The sequence below is a fragment of the Pseudomonas sp. 1L-B-1-E-C1 genome, assembly GCF_057291835.1.
This window is the reverse complement of sequence record NZ_JBXAWN010000009.1, coordinates 287,663-301,586: the sequence shown is the minus strand read 5'-3', so window position 1 is coordinate 301,586 and position 13,924 is coordinate 287,663. Positions and strand designations below refer to the sequence as shown.

The 13,924-nt window shown below is 58.0% G+C and carries 12 protein-coding genes; 6 read left to right on the top strand and 6 right to left on the bottom strand.

Annotation, left to right across the window (positions count from 1 at the left end):
* The first annotated feature begins 195 nt into the window (after positions 1 to 195).
* Complete coding sequence (locus AC0Z4S_RS17780) at positions 196 to 747, top strand: hypothetical protein (RefSeq protein ID WP_485623963.1); 552 nt, start codon at positions 196 to 198, stop codon at positions 745 to 747.
* 115 nt (positions 748 to 862) lie between these two features.
* Here the strand turns inward: AC0Z4S_RS17780 and AC0Z4S_RS17775 are convergent, their stop codons facing one another.
* On the bottom strand, positions 863 to 1,906 hold the full coding sequence (locus AC0Z4S_RS17775) for an LLM class flavin-dependent oxidoreductase (protein ID WP_485623961.1): 1,044 nt from the start codon (positions 1,904 to 1,906) through the stop codon (positions 863 to 865).
* A 203-nt stretch (positions 1,907 to 2,109) separates the two neighbouring features.
* On the opposite strand from AC0Z4S_RS17775, the gene AC0Z4S_RS17770 reads away from it, so the two are divergent.
* The gene (locus tag AC0Z4S_RS17770; protein ID WP_485623959.1) at positions 2,110 to 4,056 is read left to right on the top strand and encodes a methyl-accepting chemotaxis protein; all 1,947 of its coding nucleotides are present in this window, start codon (positions 2,110 to 2,112) and stop codon (positions 4,054 to 4,056) included.
* A 139-nt stretch (positions 4,057 to 4,195) separates the two neighbouring features.
* Here AC0Z4S_RS17770 and AC0Z4S_RS17765 read toward each other — a convergent pair whose 3' ends face one another.
* The gene (locus AC0Z4S_RS17765; RefSeq protein WP_016775037.1) at positions 4,196 to 4,681 is read right to left on the bottom strand and encodes a flavin reductase family protein; all 486 of its coding nucleotides are present in this window, start codon (positions 4,679 to 4,681) and stop codon (positions 4,196 to 4,198) included.
* 322 nt (positions 4,682 to 5,003) lie between these two features.
* Between AC0Z4S_RS17765 and AC0Z4S_RS17760 the strand changes: the two genes are divergently transcribed.
* Entirely contained in the window at positions 5,004 to 6,410 is a 1,407-nt protein-coding gene (locus tag AC0Z4S_RS17760; RefSeq protein ID WP_485623957.1) for a purine-cytosine permease family protein, read from the top strand.
* A gap of 250 nt (positions 6,411 to 6,660) precedes the next feature.
* Positions 6,661 to 7,761 (top strand): polyamine ABC transporter substrate-binding protein, encoded by a 1,101-nt coding sequence (locus tag AC0Z4S_RS17755; RefSeq protein WP_471878689.1) that lies wholly within the window; start codon positions 6,661 to 6,663, stop codon positions 7,759 to 7,761.
* A 124-nt stretch (positions 7,762 to 7,885) separates the two neighbouring features.
* On the opposite strand, the gene AC0Z4S_RS17750 is transcribed toward AC0Z4S_RS17755, so the two are convergent.
* From AC0Z4S_RS17750 to AC0Z4S_RS17740, 3 genes are all read right to left on the bottom strand, one after another.
* The gene (locus tag AC0Z4S_RS17750) at positions 7,886 to 8,860 is read right to left on the bottom strand and encodes a TerC family protein (RefSeq protein ID WP_485623956.1); all 975 of its coding nucleotides are present in this window, start codon (positions 8,858 to 8,860) and stop codon (positions 7,886 to 7,888) included.
* Between the two features lie 175 nt (positions 8,861 to 9,035).
* Positions 9,036 to 9,509, bottom strand: coding sequence for a hypothetical protein (locus AC0Z4S_RS17745; protein ID WP_485623955.1), 474 nt, complete (start codon positions 9,507 to 9,509; stop codon positions 9,036 to 9,038).
* A 163-nt stretch (positions 9,510 to 9,672) separates the two neighbouring features.
* Positions 9,673 to 10,461 (bottom strand): AraC family transcriptional regulator, encoded by a 789-nt coding sequence (locus AC0Z4S_RS17740; RefSeq protein ID WP_485623989.1) that lies wholly within the window; start codon positions 10,459 to 10,461, stop codon positions 9,673 to 9,675.
* 82 nt (positions 10,462 to 10,543) lie between these two features.
* Between AC0Z4S_RS17740 and AC0Z4S_RS17735 the strand changes: the two genes are divergently transcribed.
* Positions 10,544 to 11,542: a bile acid:sodium symporter family protein gene (locus AC0Z4S_RS17735; protein WP_485623954.1), complete on the top strand. Its 999-nt coding sequence runs from the start codon at positions 10,544 to 10,546 to the stop codon at positions 11,540 to 11,542.
* 6 nt (positions 11,543 to 11,548) lie between these two features.
* On the opposite strand, the gene AC0Z4S_RS17730 is transcribed toward AC0Z4S_RS17735, so the two are convergent.
* On the bottom strand, positions 11,549 to 12,151 hold the full coding sequence (locus tag AC0Z4S_RS17730) for a LuxR C-terminal-related transcriptional regulator (protein ID WP_485623953.1): 603 nt from the start codon (positions 12,149 to 12,151) through the stop codon (positions 11,549 to 11,551).
* A 114-nt stretch (positions 12,152 to 12,265) separates the two neighbouring features.
* Here AC0Z4S_RS17730 and AC0Z4S_RS17725 point away from each other — a divergent pair, with 114 nt between their 5' ends.
* On the top strand, positions 12,266 to 13,894 hold the full coding sequence (locus tag AC0Z4S_RS17725; RefSeq protein WP_485623952.1) for an ATP-binding response regulator: 1,629 nt from the start codon (positions 12,266 to 12,268) through the stop codon (positions 13,892 to 13,894).
* Positions 13,895 to 13,924: the final 30 nt, after the last annotated feature.

The window sequence follows — 13,924 nt, the reverse complement described above, 5'->3', positions numbered from 1 at the left end:
GTTCTTACGCCAAAGATTTATACCAAGATAGGCCTCTGCGCATGAGTTAGGCTTGTCGTAACGCTTATTGAACTGGTTGAGGTTGTTGGGGTGATTGTGGGTATTTCCCTTTTAAGCTGAGGGGACAAGGTGCTGTCCCTTTTCATTGCAGGTATCAACAAAGCGATTGTTAGAATCCGATTCGAGAGTGAATGAATGAGCCTCACCAAACTTGAACATCAAGAACTGCGTCAGATAACCGCGATGTTATCAAGTCGTCTTGAACTGAATAAAGATTTGCCCGAGATGGTTTTTCGAAATCCAGGATTAGAGTTTTATTTTTTTGAGAGGCCTCTTTTGAGTAATGCTGATCTACTCGATGACTTACTCTGCTCTAGCTTTAAAGTTTTTTCGACGCGCGCGTTTGCCCTGTTCAGTGCACCGTTGACCAGCACTTGTTATGTTTTTGATGGGGAAAATATTCAAGAGAATGTCGACGAATTAAGCGTGGGGTTTCGAGATTTTTTCAAGGGTACAGTAAATTATCCGGTTATCATGGGTAATGTGAGTTTTGATTGGCTATTGTTTGAAAGTGCTTACGAAGAGTACGGTGTACTGGCTTTCGATTCACAGCAGGCTTCTAATGAGTTTTCTGAGTTTTTAAGCTGCAACTTGATCAGTTCTCCAGTGTTTCAGAGTCTCAAAGGTCACGATAAAGCCCTGGATAAAATAATTGCAGCGTTTCACACCTATTTTGAAAGGATATAGGTCTGACTATTTCGGGCCGGGCAAGGTTGACAATGGACAGCATGGGAGGATCAATCATTGAAACAAACGCCCCGTCTGAAGCGGGGCGTTTGTTTTGGTTTAACCTCCAAAATCTTTAGCGAAACGCCGGCACCACATGCTTGATAAACAACTCCAGCGACTTCTTCTTCTCTTCATGCGGCAGGCTGTTATCACACCAGAAGCTGAACTCATCCACCCCCAGTTCCTGATAGTACTTGATCCGCGGAATGATCTCTTCCGGCGTGCCGATCATCGCGGTCTTGTGCAGGCTTTCCAGTTCAAACTCCGGACGCCCGGCGAACTTCTCTTCCGGACTCGGCGCTAGGAAGCCATTGACTGGCGTTTGCTTGTTGCCAAACCACGCATCGAAGGTGCGATAGAAACGTGAGATGGCTTTTGCGCCGACTTTCCAGCCGTCCGGGTTATCAGACGTGTGCACGTGGGTGTGACGCAGCACCATCAATTGTGGCCGCGGCACGTCTGGGTTGTTGTCCAGGGCAGTCTGGAATTTGTTTTTCAGGTCGAGGACTTCTTCGTCGCCTTTCATCAATGGCGTGACCATGACGTTGCAGCCGTTGGCCACGGCGAAGTTGTGCGAGTCGGGGTCGCGGGCGGCGATCCACATTGGCGGGTTGGGCTTCTGGATTGGCTTCGGCACGCTGGTGGAGGTAGGGAATTTCCAGATGTCGCCGTCGTGGGCGTAGTCGCCTTGCCACAGGGCGCGGACCACCGGGACCATTTCGCGCAGGGCCTGGCCGCCGCTGGAGGCGGGCATGCCGCCGGCCATGCGGTCGAATTCAACCTGATAGGCGCCACGGGCGAGACCGACTTCCATGCGGCCGTTGCTGATCACGTCGAGCAGGGCGCATTCACCGGCGACACGCAGTGGGTGCCAGAACGGCGCGATGATGGTGCCGGCGCCGAGGTGGATGGTGGTGGTTTTCGCTGCGAGGTAGGCCAGCAGCGGCATCGGGCTTGGGGAGATGGTGTATTCCATGGCGTGGTGTTCGCCGATCCACACGGTGCTGAAACCGCCGGCCTCGGCCATCAGGGTCAGTTCGGTCAGGTCTTCGAACAGTTGGCGGTGGCTGACGCTTTCGTCCCAGCGTTCCATGTGTACGAACAGGGAAAATTTCATGACGCTACCTCGAGTCTTTTGTAATTGGCCGGTCGTGTGCGGGCCTGTCGAACTGACGTGAACGCGTTGCGCTCGCGAGTCTTCTCACCATTCAAGCACGCCTTCGAGGACGGCTGTTCGGTTGATTGAATATTGGTATACCATAATACGGAATATCCGCAAAATATTTCTGACCGACACTTCGAACAAGGAAGGCGCAAGCAATGAACATAAAACAAAAACTGACTCTGGCGTTTGCGGTAATCGCCAGCCTGCCGGTGTTACTGGTGGCAGCGCTGATCATCGTCAACGTGCGCGAGGGTGCGCGTGACACCTTTACCGACAGCACCGGGCGCGAAGTGCGTCAGGTGGAAAACGCGATGCAGCTGTTTTTCGAGGGCATCAGCCAGAACGTCGCTTACCTGGCCGAGCACCCGCAGTTGCAAAGCATCGACACCAGCCTCAAACGCTACTTGAGCAGCGACGCCGCGCAAGTGCCGATGGGGCCGCAGGATCAACAGCTGTTCAAACTGTTCGATGGCCTGGCCAAAGCGCATCCGGCCTATACCTATCTGTCCGTCGGCACCGAGCAGGGCGGTTATCTGTTCTGGCCGGGCGATGCGCAATTGGCCAACTACGATCCGCGCATCCGTCCCTGGTACAAAACGGCGATGGCCAACCCCGGCAAGACCCTGCGCACCGAGGCCTATTACTGGGCGGCGGATGACGTGGTGCTGGTGAGCACCGTACGCAGTTTCAACAACCAGTTGGGAAGCAATGCCGGCGTGGTCAACATCGACGTGTCGCTCAAGCAATTGACCGATCTGGTCAAGCAGATCCGCCTCGGTGAAAGCGGTTATCTGATGTTGATGGAAGCCAATAACACGGTGCTGGTCGATCCGAGCGACCCAGCGCACAACTTCAAGAAACTCAGCGATCTCGGCGACGGTTATCAGCAACTGGCCGAGGCGGGCAAAGGCCTGGTCCAGGTGCAATTGGCCGGCGAGGATTACATGGCCCTGGTCTGGCCGTCTCAGTCGTTAGGCTGGCGGTTTGTGGGGCTGGTGAAGGCCAGTGAAGTGATGGCGGGGGCGACTCGTTTGACCTGGCTGATCGGCGCTATCGCAGTGGTCTGCGCGTTGCTGTTTGCGATGGCCGGTGCGTGGTTCGCCGGGTTGATGGTCAAGCCGATTCGCGGTGTCGCCAGTGGTCTCGAAGGCATTGCTCAAGGCGAGGGCGATCTGACTGCGCGACTGGAAGTACGCGGGCAGGACGAAACCGCGCAATTGGCTGGATGGTTCAACCAGTTTCTCGAGGCGATCCGTACGCTGATCCAGCGCATCGGCCAGGCAGCGGGGCAGATTCACAGCAGCTCCGGCAGCGCCACCGAAGTCTCGGCGGAAATGGCCGACGTGGCTTCGCGTCAGCGCGAGGCGGTGGACATGGTGTCGACCGCATTTCACGAAATGGTCGCCACCTCCAACGAGGTCGCGCGCTCGTGCAGTCAGGCCGCCGACTCGGCAGACAACGGTCAGCGTCAGGCACACACCGGGCAGCAACAGATCGACGCGGCGGTGAGCAACGTTGGGCGTTTGAGCCAGGAGATCGGTCACAGTGCCGAGTCGATGCAGCAACTGGAACAGGACAGCAACGATATCCAGTCGATCCTCGGCACGATCCGCTCGATCGCCGAGCAGACCAATCTGCTTGCGCTCAACGCCGCCATCGAAGCCGCTCGTGCCGGTGAGCAGGGCAGGGGCTTTGCAGTTGTCGCCGATGAAGTTCGCGCGCTGGCCAAACGCACCTCGGATTCCACTGGTGAGATTGACGCACTGCTCGGCAATCTGGCGCGGCGCACCCATCAGATGGGCAAGCAGATGCACGCCAGCCTTGAGGTGTCGCGGGAAACCGTGGTGTCGATCAACGAGGCGCGGGCGAGTTTTGAATTGATCCGGGAATCGGTCGACGTGATTCGCGACATGAACACGCAGATCGCCACAGCGGCGGAGGAACAGCATCAAGTGGCGGAGGACATCAATCGGCACATCAGCCAGATTCATGGCGATGCGCAGTTGGTGGCGAGCCTTGCGGACTCGACTCGCCAGGATGCGCAGAACCTGACGGCGCTGTCGCAGACGTTGAATCAGCTGGTGAGCCGGTTCCGTACCTGACACGGTCGCCCAGGCAACACCAAAACCTGTGGGAGCGAGCCTGCTCGCGAAGGCGTCGGGTCAGTCAAAAATGTAACAACTGACCCATTCCATTCGCGAGCAGGCTCGCTCCCACATGGCTTTCGGCGGATTTGAAAAATCACGCCACAACCGGCAACGCGCCCATCTTGCCATGGCAATACACCAGCGGCCCGGCGACCTGCTCGGGAACGATCAGGTTCTTCACTGCGCCGACCATGATCGCGTGGTCGCCACCTTCATATTCACGCCACAACTCGCATTCGATCACCGCCGTCGCATTGGCGAGGATCGGGTTGCCCAGTTCGCTCAGTGTCCACTCGATGCCCTGCGCCTTGTCCTTGCCTTTGCGGGCAAAGGCATAGGCTTCGCTTTGCTGCACGCTGGACAGCAGGTGAATCGCAAAGCGTTTGTTCTTGATCAGCACGGGATAGGAATCGGAGCTGTAGTTGGGGCAAAACAGCACCAGCGCCGGGTCCATCGACAGCGAGCTGAACGCGCTGGCGGTCAGGCCGACGATCTGGCCGTCGTCGTCCAGGGTGGTGATGACGGTGACGCCGGACGGGAACGAGCCCATGACTTGTTTGTAAATGGCAGCATCGATCATTGGGTGGTCCTCGGGTGTGTGACGCGGTTTTTATGATTTGTAGGCCTGATGGTATACCGTAATACATATCTTGCAAGGGCTTTTCTGATGAAACGATAAACGTACGGCTTTCGTCGGAAACTCAGTGTTTACGGGGCTTTCAGCTAGCGAGACTGGGGCGGGATCAGCGAGGATAGCGGATCAGAGAGCGACAGATTCAGCAGATCAGGCTTGTGCAAAGCTTGGAATACCATAATATGGTCTGCATCTGAGGGGCGACCCAAGAGTCCTCCCGGTTTGGCTTCATACAAAGATAAAAACAGACAAACTCGAGTTCACGCATATGTCCCAGATGTCCCGGCAAGATCCGTTGATCGAGAATCATACGGTCGATTACGTCCCACTCGCGGAACGCCACGGGAAGGCCCGCGACCTGTTCACTCTGTGGTTCAGCACCAACATCGCGCCACTGCCTATTGTCACCGGCGCCATGGTGGTTCAGGTGTTCCATCTCAATCTGTTGTGGGGGCTGCTAGCGATTGCGTTGGGGCATATGATCGGCGGCGTGGTGATTGCGCTGGCCTCGGCCCAGGGCCCACGCATGGGCATTCCGCAAATGGTCCAGAGTCGCGGCCAGTTCGGCCGATATGGCGCGCTGCTGATCGTGTTCTTCGCGGCGCTCATCTACATCGGTTTCTTCATTTCCAACATCGTGCTGGCCGGCAAATCGATCGTCGGCATTGCGCCGTCGGTGCCGGCACCGCTGAGCATTCTGATCGGCGCGCTGGCCGCCACCGCGATCGGTGTGATCGGCTACAACTTCATCCACACGCTCAATCGCATTGGTACTTGGGTGATGGGCGGTGCGTTGTTGGCCGGGTTCATCTACATCTTCGCCCATGACTTGCCGGCGGACTTCCTGACGCGCGGCAGTTTCAACCTCTCGGGCTGGCTGGCGACGGTGTCGCTGGGGATCATCTGGCAGATCAGCTTTTCACCCTACGTGTCCGACTACTCGCGTTATCTGCCAGCGGATATCGGCATTGCCAAACCGTTCTGGGCGACTTATCTGGGCGCGACGCTGGGCACGATTCTGTCGTTCAGCTTTGGCGCGGTAGCGGTGCTGGCGACGCCGGAAGGCACTGAAGCGATGGCGGCGGTCAAGCAATCCACCGGTTGGCTGGGGCCGATTCTGATGGTGCTTTTTCTGCTCAATATCATCAGCCACAACGCGCTGAATCTGTATGGCGCGGTGTTGTCGATCATCACCTCCATCCAGACCTTCGCCAGCCAATGGACGCCGAGCATCAAGGTGCGCGTGGTGTTGTCGAGCGTGATCCTGGCCGGTTGCTGCGTGGTCGCCCTCGGTGCGTCGGCGGATTTCATTTCCGAATTCATCGGGCTGATTCTGGCGTTGTTGCTGGTGCTGGTGCCGTGGGCCTCGATCAACCTGATCGACTTCTATCTGATCAAGCGCGGCAACTACGACATCACCTCGATCTTCCGCGCTGACGGCGGGATCTACGGGCGCTTCAACCTGCACGCGATCATTGCCTACTTCATCGGCATCATCGTGCAACTGCCTTTTGCCAACACCTCGATGTACGTCGGGCCGTACGCCAATCTGGTGGAAGGTGCGGATCTGTCATGGCTGGTTGGCCTGGTAGTCACTGTGCCGCTGTATTACTGCCTGGCAACTCGCGGGAAGGTGCAGCAGAGCAGGGCGGCCAGACTCGGCTATACCGACTGACTGCAATCGCAATCCAGCAATGCCCGGCCCAGAGCCGGGCATTTTTGTTTGCGCATTTCCGCGGTCACGGACATTGGCCATATCGATCCCCTTTTGGCCCGCCGTCTACTGTCATCCGGCTGCGCTGTCAGCAAGAATCAAAGCCATAACAAACGCGCTTTACCCTTTTTGCCCTCGGCTATCGTTACAGCCACTGCCGTGTAAAGAACATAAAAACCATCGATCTCACGTCGCATTCGGGGAAACAACCATGGTCACGATCCAACGCATTCTGGGCGCCACTGTATGTGGGCTGACGCTGCTGGCCAGCGCCGTCCAGGCCGAGCAGCGCGAACTGCGGGTGTACAACTGGGCGGATTACGTCCTGCCGTCAGTGCCCAAGGATTTCGCTGAGCAAAGCAAGATCAAAGTGACCTGGGACACCTTCGACACCAATGAATCGCTGGAAGCCAAACTGCTGACAGGCAACTCCGGTTACGACCTGGTGGTGCCGTCCAACCAGTTCCTCGACACCCAGATCAAGGCCGGCGTGTTCCAGAAACTCGACAAGTCGAAACTGCCGAACTGGCAGCATCAGGATCCGGCGTTGCTCAAGTTGCTCGATGCCAACGACCCCGGCAACCAATACGGCGTGCCGTACATGTACGGCACGGTGTTGATCGGTTTCAACCCGGCCAAGGTCAAGGCTGCCCTGGGCGACAATGCGCCGGTAGACAGCTGGGATCTGGTGTTCAAGCCCGAGAACATGGAAAAGCTCAAGGCCTGCGGCGTAGCGATGCTCGATTCGCCGTCGGAGATCCTGCCGCTGGCCCTGCATTATCTCGGCCTGGATCCGAACAGCCAGAACCCGGCGGACTACGAAAAGGCCAAGGCCTTGATGCTGAAAATCCGTCCCTACGTGACCTACTTCCACTCGGCCAAGTACATGACCGACATCGCCAATGGCGACATCTGTGTGGCGATCGGTTACTCCGGCAGTTTTTATCAGTTCGGTAATCGCGCCAAAGAAGCGGGAAATGGCGTGGTGGTCGACTGGCGTTTGCCAAAGGAGGGCGCACCGATCTGGTTCGATACGTTCGCCATTCCGAAGAGCGCGAAGAACGTTGCCGAGGCCCACGAATTCCTCAACCACTTGCTCGATCCGAAAGTGATCGCACCGATCAGCGATTTCCTCGGCTATCCGAACGCCAACAAGGACTCGATGCCACTGGTCAACAAGGACATTACCGACAACCCCAACCTGACCCCGACCAGCGAAGCGTTGAAAACCCTGTACGTGGTGCAACCGTTGCCGCAGAAAATGGAGCGCGTGCGCACGCGGGTGTGGACCAGTATCAAATCCGATAAATAAGAGCACCGCACTTCAAATGTGGGAGCGAGCCTGCTCGCGAAAGCGGGGTGTCATTCAACTCAGATGTTGAATGATCCGGCGCATTCGCGAGCAGGCTCGCTCCCACAAGTGGGGTTGGGTGCTGTCATTCCGTGCGGCGTTCAGCTTCGCGGGAAGTCACCAGGCTCAACAGCACCGACCCGAGAATCACCGACCCGACTATTGCCAGCGACCATTCCACCGGCATGTGGAACCACGGCATCAGCACCATCTTGCCGCCGATGAACACCAGCACGACCGCCAACCCATACTTGAGCAAATGAAAACGATCAGCCATGTCCGCCAGCAGGAAGTACAACGCGCGCAGGCCCATGATCGCGAAGATGTTCGAGGTGAACACAATGAACGGGTCGGTGGTGACGGCGAAGATCGCCGGGATGCTGTCGACCGCGAACATCAGGTCGCTGGCCTCGATCAGCACCAGCACGAGGAACATCGGAGTCGCCCAGCGCACGCCGTTCTGCAGGATGAAAAACCGCTCGCCATGAAAGCCACTGGTGATGCGCATATGCCCGCGAACCCAGCGCAGTATCGGATTCTTTTCCAGATCCGGTTGATGATCAGCGAACACCAGCATCTTGATCCCGGTGATGATCAGGAACACACCGAAGGCATATAGCAGCCATTCGAACTGCGACACCAGCCACACACCGGCGAAAATCATGATCGCGCGCATGACAATCGCGCCCAGCACGCCGTACAGCAGCACTCGTCGTTGCAATTCCGGTGGCACCGCGAAGTAGCTGAAGATCATCACGAAGATGAACATGTTGTCGATCGACAGGGACTGCTCGATCAGATAGCCGGTGAGAAATTCCAGGGTTTTCTGCCGAGCGATCTCACCGCCGAATTCGCCGTGCAGGTACCACCAGAGCAGACCGGCAAAACTCAGCGCCAACAGGCACCAGGCAACCACCCAGGCCAGTGCTTCCCGCACCGACACCCGGTGCGCCTTGCGCCCGCCGAAGACAAACAAGTCCAGGGCCAGCATGGCCAGAACGAAAACGATGAAGGCGCCCCACATCCAGGGTTCGCCGATATTGATGTTCGTGGCAGGCATGGCACGCTCTCCTGTCTTTTATTTGCTCAGGGTCAGACAGGGCCATGCTAGCGACTGATTTGTGGCAAAGAAAAATCGTTTATTTCTGCGTAACAGTTCGTTAAAAACGAAGCATCCGAACGCTTGGCGGCGGCGTCACGTGCTGGCGCTGAGGTACCTGCACAACATGCCTTGCTCATAGAGGCCCTGTTGCCAGCAGGAACAGTTTTCCGCTTTCCACTCTGTAGATTTGTCTCTTGTATAGAAATTCATAGTCGAATGTCGCCTTGATTGACTGGCGAGTTTTATCTTGTTCAATGGTGACGGTGCCATTCCTGCCAGAGTAACCAATGTTTCCTGCGATCACAGTGCAACTCACTCCGCCATTGCCCGATTCGACAACATCATATCTGCCGTTTTTAACGTCGCGAGGCATGACAATGGAAAGCTGATAAAAATCATTGGCAGAATCATGGGTCCCGAGGACGCTGATGCTATTTTCAGTCAGAGAGGCATAAACGTATTTGTTAGGCTTGAATTCTTCGATCAGAGGGAATGTGGGTAAGAAAACGACTTTGTAATACTCTGCTTCCGTGAATTCTTTACTGTGACGGGAAAGAGGCGTTTTAGCTCTGTCAAGTCCATGTTCAGCGAGTTCGATCTCAGTCATTGATAGCTCCTTAGTCTTCAGTGTGTGGAGCGGAATAACAGCAAGCGCTCCTGTCAAACGCTAGGCTTTATGGATTGCGCTGACAACTGTCAGACTTGTCAGTTGTGGCGTTTCTGGAGTTGTGCTATTCGCTCCCTTGCCGAACTGTCACATCAATTGATTCTCAACGAAAAAACTCCCCCGGCGTCTCACCAAACTGCTGACGAAACGCGGCGATGAACGCCGAGGTGGAGTCGTATCCGCAGGCCAGCGCAACATCAGTTACACGCTCACCTTTTTCCAAAGGCGTCAGCGCCCCGAGCAGGCGCAGGCGTTGGCGCCAGGCGCGGAAGGTCAGGCCGGTGTCGCGCTGAAACAGCCGCGTCAGAGTCTTTTCGGTGACGCCGAATTTTTCGCTCCAGTGGCTCAGGGTGGTCTGCTGTTCCGGGTGTTGCTCCAGGCTCTGGTAGATCTGCTTCAGGCGCGCGTCTTGCGGCAGCGGCAGCATCAGGTCGATGGTCGGCGCGTCCGCGAGTTGGTCGAGGATGACCTGGGCCAGGCGTCCGTCAGGGCCGCTCTCGTCATATTCCACCGGGACCAGACTGAAAGCGCGGATCAACTCCCTGAGCAGATCGCTGACGCCGAGTACATGGCAATGTTCGGCCGCCCAACCGGTGACGCGGCTGTCGATGTAGAGGCTGCGCATTTCAGTGTGTGGCGCGCTGAACACCCGGTGCGGCACGCCGGCCGGAATCCACACTGCACGCTCCGGCGGCGCGACGAAACGCCCGGCGCTGGTCTGCACTTCGAGCACGCCTTGAATCGCGTAGGACAACTGCACCCACGGATGGCTATGACGGCGGGTGAGGGCGCGATTGGGCAGTGATTCGGTACGTCCATACACAGGACGCGGCAGGCTGGGCAACCCGGGAACACTGCGGCGAACGCTCTTGGCATGTCCTTTAGGCGGCATCTTGTGGCTCTTCGGCGTTAGTCGGTAATGGCCAGTCACGTTAGAGTCGTCGGCACGCACTGGCAACCCCCGGATGAACCTCATGACGCGCCCCCGTTTTCTGCCCGATAACTTCACCCTGACTTTGATCGCTGTTGTCGTGCTGGCGAGCTTTCTGCCCGCCAGCGGCCAGGTCGCGGTCGGCTTCGGCTGGCTCACGAACATCGCCATCGCCCTGCTGTTTTTCCTGCACGGCGCCAAGCTGTCGCGCGAATCGATCATTGCCGGCGCAGGCCACTGGCGTCTGCATCTGCTGGTGTTCGGTCTGACCTTCGTGTTGTTTCCGATACTCGGTCTGGCGCTGAAGCCATTGCTGTCACCGCTGATCGGCGATCAGCTGTACATGGGCATGCTCTACCTCTGCGCATTGCCAGCCACGGTGCAGTCGGCCATCGCGTTCACTTCGCTGGCGCGGGGCAATATTCCGGCAGCCATCTGCAGCGCGGCGGCGTCCAGCCTGTTCGGGATTTTTCTCACGCCACTGCTGGTGACGTTGCTGCTCAACGTCCACGGCGACGGCGGTTCGACCCTCGAAGCGATCGTGAAAATCAGCGTGCAGTTGCTGCTGCCATTTATCGCCGGGCAGATCGCCCGCCGCTGGATCGGCGCGTGGGTAGGGCGCAACAAGAACTGGCTGAAATTCGTTGATCAGGGTTCGATTCTGCTGGTGGTTTACGGCGCATTCAGCGAAGCGGTCAACGAAGGCATCTGGCAGCAGATTCCGTTGTTCGAGTTGCTCGGGCTGGTGGCGGTCTGCTGCATTCTGCTGGCGCTGGTGCTGGTGGCCTCGACGCTGTTGGGCAAGGCATTCGGTTTCAACCAGGAAGACCGCATCACCATTCTGTTCTGCGGCTCGAAAAAGAGCCTGGCCACCGGTGTGCCGATGGCGCAGGTACTGTTTGCAGGTAGCACCATCGGCGTGCTGATTCTGCCGCTGATGCTGTTCCATCAGATTCAGCTGATGGTCTGCGCGGTATTGGCCCAGCGCTATGCCAAGCGCCCGGAGTCGGTGCCGGATCTGATGGCGCAGGTCGACCCGTAAAACCCTTCACAGCCCCGAGTACTTGACCGCCGCTGCGGCTCGCGTCGGCACGTCCAGCGTGCGCAACAACGAAGACACATGGATGCGCACCGTGAACGGCGAAATGTCCAGTTCACGGGCGATTTCCTTGTTGGTCTTGCCTTGCGCGATCAACCGCAGCACGTCCTGTTGACGCGGCGTCAGCGTCGTTGCGGTTTCCAGCGGCAACAAGCCGGACGGCGCCGACTTCACCAGCACCTCGCCTTCACGGATTGCCAGAATCGCCTGACCGATTTCATCTGGCGCAATGTTCTTGCCGATGAAGCCGTCAATGCCCGCCGCCATGACCTCACTGATCAGCGTCTGGTCATCGACCATCGACACCACGATCAACGTGGTGCGCGGCAATCGTTGGCGCAAGTCGGCGAGCTGGCTTATGCAGGTCAGCCCGGGAAAACGCAGATCGAGCATCAGCGTATCGGGTTCGGTGCCCACTGCCAGCAGCGCGAGCACGGCGTCGAAGTCGCCGGCCTCTTCGACAATTGCGTCGGGCAGCAGACGCAGGACCGTGCGCAACATCGCCTCGCGAAACAGTGGGTGATCGTCGGCTATGATGATCCGGCATGTCATGACGTGACCCTCCCTGGGTCAGGCGTGATTCAAGGCCTGCACCTTAGCATCGGACGCGAAGGTTGCCTGTAGGCTGCTTCCGAAACTGACGATCGCTGCACAAGGACGTTTACCATGAAGTTTGAGAAAAACACCGAACTCGACCAGGCCAACCTACGCATCATCATCGCCGCCATTGCGGTGGTGTACATGGTGGTGCTGGGTTTTCTGCCGGGGCATCGATTCGATACGTACCTGCCGGTCATCACTTACATTGTCCTGTTTCTGCTCGCCTCGATCGTGTTCCGCCAGGCCATTGCGCGCTGGCCGGGGCATTATCCGGCGCGACGGATTTTCGCCATGGTCCACGATTACACCGGCACCTGTTTTGGTCTGGTGATTGGCGGCGAGGCGGCGCTGCCTCTGTACGCGGTGATGGTCTGGGTCAATCTCGGCAACGGCATGCGCTACGGCTCGCGCTATCTGGCGATTGCCACCGGCCTTGCATTGCTGGCGCTGCTGGTGGTCTATCGCCTGACGCCCTATTGGCAGGCGCAGCCGTTCATGGTTTTGATGCTGCTGATCACCAGCACGGTGATCCCGTTTTATGCGCACTTGCTATTGGAGCGCACGCGCAAGGCGTCGGAAGAAGCGGTGGCGGCGAATCTGGAGAAATCGCGCTTCCTCGCGCAGGCCAGCCACGATTTGCGTCAGCCGATTCATTCCATCGGCTTGTTCACTGCCTGTCTTCGCGAGTCGCGTTTGGGCGATGACGAGCGGCGGCTGGTCGATAACATCGACCGCTCGCTGCTTAACGTCTCGCAGTTGTTCCGTTCGATTCTCGATCTTTATACGCTGGATAACGGCCGGGTCGAGGCGAAATGGCAAACGCTGAATCTCGGCGAATGGCTCGCGGACCTGATCCGCCAACATCAGGAAGCGGCGCGTTGGGCGGGTGTCGAGCTGCGGCTGCGACCGTGCAACTACTGGGTCAGAACCGACCCGGCGCTGCTGGCGACCATGGTGCAGAACGTGCTCTCCAACTGCTTCAAATACGGCGCGCAGCGGCCAGTGTTGATCGGCGTGCGTAAACGCGGGGCAGGGCTGGCCATTGTTGTTTATGACTGCGGCAATGGTATTGCCCAAGAGCATCTGCACAAGGTCTTCGAGGAGTTTTATAGGGTTCGGCAAGTGCGGGACAAAGACGTTGAAGGCGTAGGGCTGGGCCTGTCGATCATCAAGCGTCTTGGTGAACTGATCGATGTGCAAGTTGCTCTGCGTTCACAGTTGGGGCGCGGCACTGCTGTGACCCTTGCGGGTGTGCCGATCGTGGCGGCGCCGCAGTCACTGGTCGTTCGCGGTGAAGCGCGGCAGGTCGGATTGTTGACAGGGCTGAAGGTGTGCCTGGTGGAGGATGACCGCAACGTGCTGCTGGCGACTTCGGCGTTGCTCGAGCGCTGGGGCTGTGTGGTGCAGGCCGAGTGGTCGGCGGAGAATCTGGTGACTGACTGCGACATCATCGTCGCCGACTATGACCTCGGTACTCACGCTACCGGCATCGAGTGCATCGATGAGGTGCGCAGGCAGCGCGGTTGGGCAGTGCCGGCAATGATCATCACCGGCCACGACGTCGAAAGGATTCAGGCTGCCCTGCACGATCGGCAGATTGCCATTCTGTCGAAACCGGTACGCCCGGCCGAGTTGCGCGCGACATTACGCGGCCTGCGTGATCGACAAGGCGAAGCGGTCGAGAATGCCCTGTAAACCTCTCTAAGCACCAAGCCCGCGTCATGC